6 protein-coding genes are annotated in these 4,573 nt (G+C 70.4%); 2 read left to right on the forward strand and 4 right to left on the reverse strand.

Translation table 11 applies throughout. The annotated features are described in order from the left end of the window. Window positions 1-89: 89 nt before the first annotated feature. The 4 genes from rplI to rpsF form a co-directional block, all read right to left on the reverse strand. A complete protein-coding gene (rplI, locus tag QH283_RS09650) occupies window positions 90-545 on the reverse strand; it encodes a 50S ribosomal protein L9 (RefSeq protein WP_280502673.1) in 456 nt (151 codons plus the stop codon). 17 nt (window positions 546-562) lie between these two features. Next, window positions 563-814, reverse strand: coding sequence for a 30S ribosomal protein S18 (rpsR, locus tag QH283_RS09655; protein ID WP_280502674.1), 252 nt, complete (start codon window positions 812-814; stop codon window positions 563-565). A 77-nt stretch (window positions 815-891) separates the two neighbouring features. Further along, a complete protein-coding gene (locus tag QH283_RS09660) occupies window positions 892-1,425 on the reverse strand; it encodes a single-stranded DNA-binding protein (protein WP_280502675.1) in 534 nt (177 codons plus the stop codon). Window positions 1,426-1,529: 104 nt separating this feature from the next. Continuing rightward, window positions 1,530-1,817: a 30S ribosomal protein S6 gene (rpsF, locus tag QH283_RS09665; RefSeq protein WP_280502676.1), complete on the reverse strand. Its 288-nt coding sequence runs from the start codon at window positions 1,815-1,817 to the stop codon at window positions 1,530-1,532. 210 nt (window positions 1,818-2,027) lie between these two features. Between rpsF and QH283_RS09670 the strand changes: the two genes are divergently transcribed. Together QH283_RS09670 and QH283_RS09675 are read left to right on the forward strand one after the other, a co-directional pair. Beyond that, window positions 2,028-3,392, forward strand: coding sequence for a glycosyltransferase 87 family protein (locus QH283_RS09670; protein WP_280502677.1), 1,365 nt, complete (start codon window positions 2,028-2,030; stop codon window positions 3,390-3,392). A 52-nt stretch (window positions 3,393-3,444) separates the two neighbouring features. Beyond that, window positions 3,445-4,407 carry a DUF389 domain-containing protein gene (locus tag QH283_RS09675; RefSeq protein WP_280502678.1) on the forward strand — a complete coding sequence of 321 codons (963 nt, stop codon included), beginning with the start codon at window positions 3,445-3,447 and terminating at the stop codon, window positions 4,405-4,407. The last annotated feature ends 166 nt before the right edge of the window (window positions 4,408-4,573 follow it).

Raw genomic sequence — 4,573 nt, forward strand, 5'->3', positions numbered from 1 at the left:
CCGCTGGCCAACCTTTTCGGGGCGCAGCGTTAGTCCCCCCCGCCGCGCCGTGGGGGGGGGTGACTACGTAGCCGGGTGGAGCGCTTCGATCAGGAAGCGGCTTCGACCTGGAGAGCGAACTTCGCGGTCACATCGGGGTGCAGGTGCACCAGGATGTTGTGCTTGCCGGTCGACTTGATGTGCGACTTCGGCAGCTCGATGCTGCGCTTGTCGAGCACGGGGCCGCCCGCGGTCTTGATCGCCGCGGCGACGTCGGCCTGGGTGACCGAGCCGAACAGCTTGCCGGTGCCCGCGGTCTTCACGCTCAGCGAGACCGACTCCAGACCCTCGATGGCCTGCTTCAGCTCGTTGGCGTGGTCGAGGTCGCGCACCCGGCGGGCCTCCTGCGAGCGGCGGATGCCCTCGACCTGCTTCTGCGCGCCGCGGGTGGCGACGATGGCCAGGCCGCGGGGCAGCAGGTAGTTGCGGCCGTAACCGTCCTTGACCTCGACGGTATCGCCGGGGGCACCGAGGTTGTCCACGTCAGCGGTCAGAATCAACTTCATTTGCGTGCCTCCCTTTCTCAGCGAGCCGTCGACACGTAGGGCAGCAGGGCCACCTCACGCGAGTTCTTCACCGCGACGGCGATGTCGCGCTGGTGCTGCACGCAGTTGCCGGTCACCCGGCGAGCGCGGATCTTGCCGCGGTCACTGACGTACTTGCGCAGCAGCGCCGTGTCCTTGTAGTCGATGGCAACGTTGCCGGACTTGCTCTCCTTGCAGAACGTGCAAGCCTTCTTCTTCAGCACCTTTTCGCGCGCGGGCGCCTTAGGCATGGTCTTCTACCTTCTTATGTGTGGCCCGCACGGATGCGGGCCGAGTGATGCCGATCGACCGGGCTCGGGAGCCGGGATCAGAACGGCGGTTCGTCATCGATGCGGCCGCCGCCCCCGAAGGAGCCGGCCGCGGGCGCGCTGCCCCACGGGTCGTCTTCTGCCGCACCACGATTGCCGCCACCGGCGTTGGCCGGGGCCGAGGAGCTGTAGCCGCCTCCGCCGCCGAAACCACCGCCACCGCCGCCTCGGCCGACCTTGTTGACCTTGGCGGTGGCGTAGCGCAGGGAGGGACCGACCTCGTCGACCTCGAGCTCGACGACCGTGCGCTTCTCACCCTCACGGGTTTCGTAGGAGCGCTGCTTGAGCCGTCCGCTCACGATGACGCGAGCGCCTCGGGTCAGGCTCTCGGCGACGTTCTCCGCTGCTTCACGCCAGACGTTGCAGCGCAGGAAGAGCGCTTCGCCGTCTTTCCACTCGTTGGTGTTCCGGTCGAACACCCGCGGGGTTGACGCGACGGTGAAGTTCGCGACCGCCGCACCCGCGGGGGTGAAACGCAGTTCGGGGTCGGCCGTCAGGTTACCGATGACCGTGATGACCGTGTCGCCTGCCATGTGGGTTCCTCCTGGTGAGTCGCGGGCACACTCGCTGTCGCGCTAGAGCCTAGAGTCAGGCACCGACGCTCACGAGGTACATGCGCGGACCCGGGGTAGCGGCCTTACTTGCCGTGGCGCAGAACCTTGGTGCGCAGCACGTTCTCGTTCAGACCCAGCTGGCGGTCGAGCTCGCTCACGGTCGCGGGGGTCGCGGTGAGATCGATGACGGCGTAGATGCCCTCGGCCTGCTTGCGGATCTCGTAGGCGAGACGGCGGCGGCCCCAGATGTCGACCTTGTCGATCTTGCCGCCCTCGGTCTTGACGACGGAGAGCAGGTTATCCAGGGACGGACCAACGGTGCGCTCGTCCAGGCTCGGATCGAGGATGACCATCACTTCGTAATGACGCACGGACCAATCACCTCCTGTGGACTAGGAAACGGCCACGGACGGTCCGTGGCAGGAGGGTTCGTTGCGTCAGCAACCCGACAAGGCTACATGAGCGGCCCCTGAGCAGCGAAATCGGCCGGTTCGGGCCGGGCGCGGCGGGTCCGGGAGCCCGTCCGCGGCCGCTCACCCGGCATCTGCCCGCAGGCCGGCACGGCCTCTAGGGTGGTGATCATGGCGACCGGAACCGCCCCGCGCGCGTTGCCCGCCGGCCGCGTCCCCCGCCGGACCCTCGTCACGGCGGCGGTGCTGGTGCTGTGCGGGATGACGCTGGCGCTGGCGTATCTGAACAAGGCGCGCTGCGCGGGCCCGCCCTTCTACTCCGACGGCCGCAGCGTCGTCTTCGACCTGCTCAAGGACGCCGGCGTCTGCTATTCCGACATCCAGTACCTGTGGCTCGGCCGCGACATCGACAACCACGTCTTCCCCTACATCCACGGCGCCATCACCGACGACGGCTGGCTGATCGGCGGGGCAGTGGAGTATCCGGTGCTCAGCGGCCTGCTCATGTGGCTGGGCGCGATCGGCGCGCACGACGACGCGGCCTTCCTGCTGCGCTCGGCGCTGCTGCTTGCGCCCTTCGGCCTGCTGACCGCCTGGCTGCTGGCCCGGCTCGCCGGCCGGTGGGCGCTGCTGTGGGCGGCGGGGCCGCCGCTGGTGCTCTATGCCTTCCACAACTGGGAGCTGCCGGTGGTGTGCGCGGCGGTGGCCGCGGTCTACGTGGTGGCCGTGCCGACGCGGTGGTCGCCGCGGACCAGGGGTGTGCTGGCCGCGGTGCTGCTCGGGCTGGGTTTCTGCCTGAAGATCTATCCCGGGATCTTCGTGCTGCCGCTGGTGTTGCTGGTGCTCACCCGGGGCGAGGGCGGGGACGGTTCCGCCGGGCGGCGCTACGACGTGGCAGGCGCGCTGGCCACCGCGGGCGCGGCCGTGAGCACGGTGGTGCTGGTGAACCTGCCGTTCGCGGTGGCGGGCTACGAGGGCTGGCGTGCCTCGTTCACCTTTCAGCAGCAGCGGCAGACCGACATCACCACCAATTCGATCTGGTACTGGACCCACCACCTGGTGGCAGGCCGCTTCGCCGAGATGGAGCAGGGCTGGCACGACGGGGTCGGCCTGGCCTCGCCGCTGCTGATCGCCGCCTCGTTCGCGCTGGCGGCCTGGCTCGGGTGGCGGCGGTGGCAGGCGGGGGAGGTCTACCCGTGGGTGGCGGTGAGCGGGGCCATGCTGTGCGGATTCCTGGTGTTCCACAAGGTGCACTCGCCGCAGTACACCCTGTGGCTGATCCCGTTCTTCGTCCTGCTCGCGGTGCCCTGGCAGGTGGTGGTGGCGTATCTGTTCGCCGACATGGCCATCGGGGTCGGGGTGTTCCGCTACTTCTACCTGCTCGGCGCCGGGGAGCCGAGCGAGTGGGCCGAGATCGTGGTGCAGTTCGGGGTGTGGGGCCGGGCGACGCTGTTGGTGTGGCTGTTCTTCCTGTTCGTGTGGTCAGAGCCGCGCGGGCAGGCGCGGGAACACCGGGAACGGGCGGTCCTCGGGTGAGTCGCGGCCGCAATGCGGGGCGTGACCGCCGATGCGGGGCGACACTGTGGGCATGTTGCAGTTACGGGTGCTCTCACCCGCCGCGCTGACCGACGGCGTGCTGGCCGCGCTCAACGACGACCCGGCGGTCAGCGGGCTGGCGCTGGTGCGCGGCGCCGCGCTGAAACCGGCGGGCGATCTGATCTTCGCCGAGGTCGCGCGGGAGGCGGGCAACGACGTGATCGACCGGCTGCGCGCGCTCGGCGTGCACAAGCTGGGCAGCATCGAGATCGACCAGGTGCGGACCTGGCTGTCACGCAGCGGTTTCGACGCCGACGTGCGCACGCCGGGCAGCAGCGCGGACACGGTGGTCTGGGCCGAGGTCACGCAGCGCTCCTACGAGGAGGCCGAACTCAACTGGACCTACCTGACGTTCATGACCCTCGCCACCATCATGGCGGCCATCGCCATCGTGGTGGACTCGCAGATCCTGGTGATCGGGGCGATGGTGCTCGGGCCGGAGTTCGGCGCCATCGCCGCGCTCGGGGTGGCGCTGGTGCGCAAGCGGCACGTGCTGTTCGGGCTCGCGGTGCGCACGCTGGTGCTCGGCTTCGCGGTGAGCATCGCGGTGACCTTCCTGCTCGCGCTGGCGGCGCGGGCGGCGGGCTGGATCGACGCGGGCCACGTGACCGGCGCGCATCCGAACACCGAGTTCGTCTACAGCCCCGACCGGTGGTCGCTGGTGATCGCGGTGATCGCGGCGGCGGCCGGGGTGCTGGCGCTGACCTCGGCGCGGGCCGGGGCGCTGGTCGGGGTGTTCATCTCGGTGACCACGGTGCCCGCCGCGGGCAACATCGCGCTCGGCTCGGCCTTCGCCGCCTGGTCCTCGGTGCTGGGCAGCCTGGCGCAGTTGCTGGTGAACCTGACCGGGATGGCCCTGGCGGGCTGGGCGACGCTGGCGCTGCAACAGCGGGTCTGGACGCGGGTCTCGGTGCGCCGGGCCAAGGCGCTGCACCTGCCCTATCGGATGCTCTGAGCCGCGGCGCACTCCCCGGATACGACAGCGGCGGGGGCGGCGCCGCGGGGGGGGAGCCGCCCGGGGGGGGGGGCCGGGAGGGGGCCGGGGCCCCGGGCGGCAAGGGCACGCTGGAGCCCCCCCCGGCGGGCGAGCGGGTGTTTAGCCGGCCCCGGGGGGTTGAAGG

The organism is Nocardia farcinica, from assembly GCF_029867845.1.
Lineage (GTDB): Bacteria > Actinomycetota > Actinomycetes > Mycobacteriales > Mycobacteriaceae > Nocardia > Nocardia farcinica_A.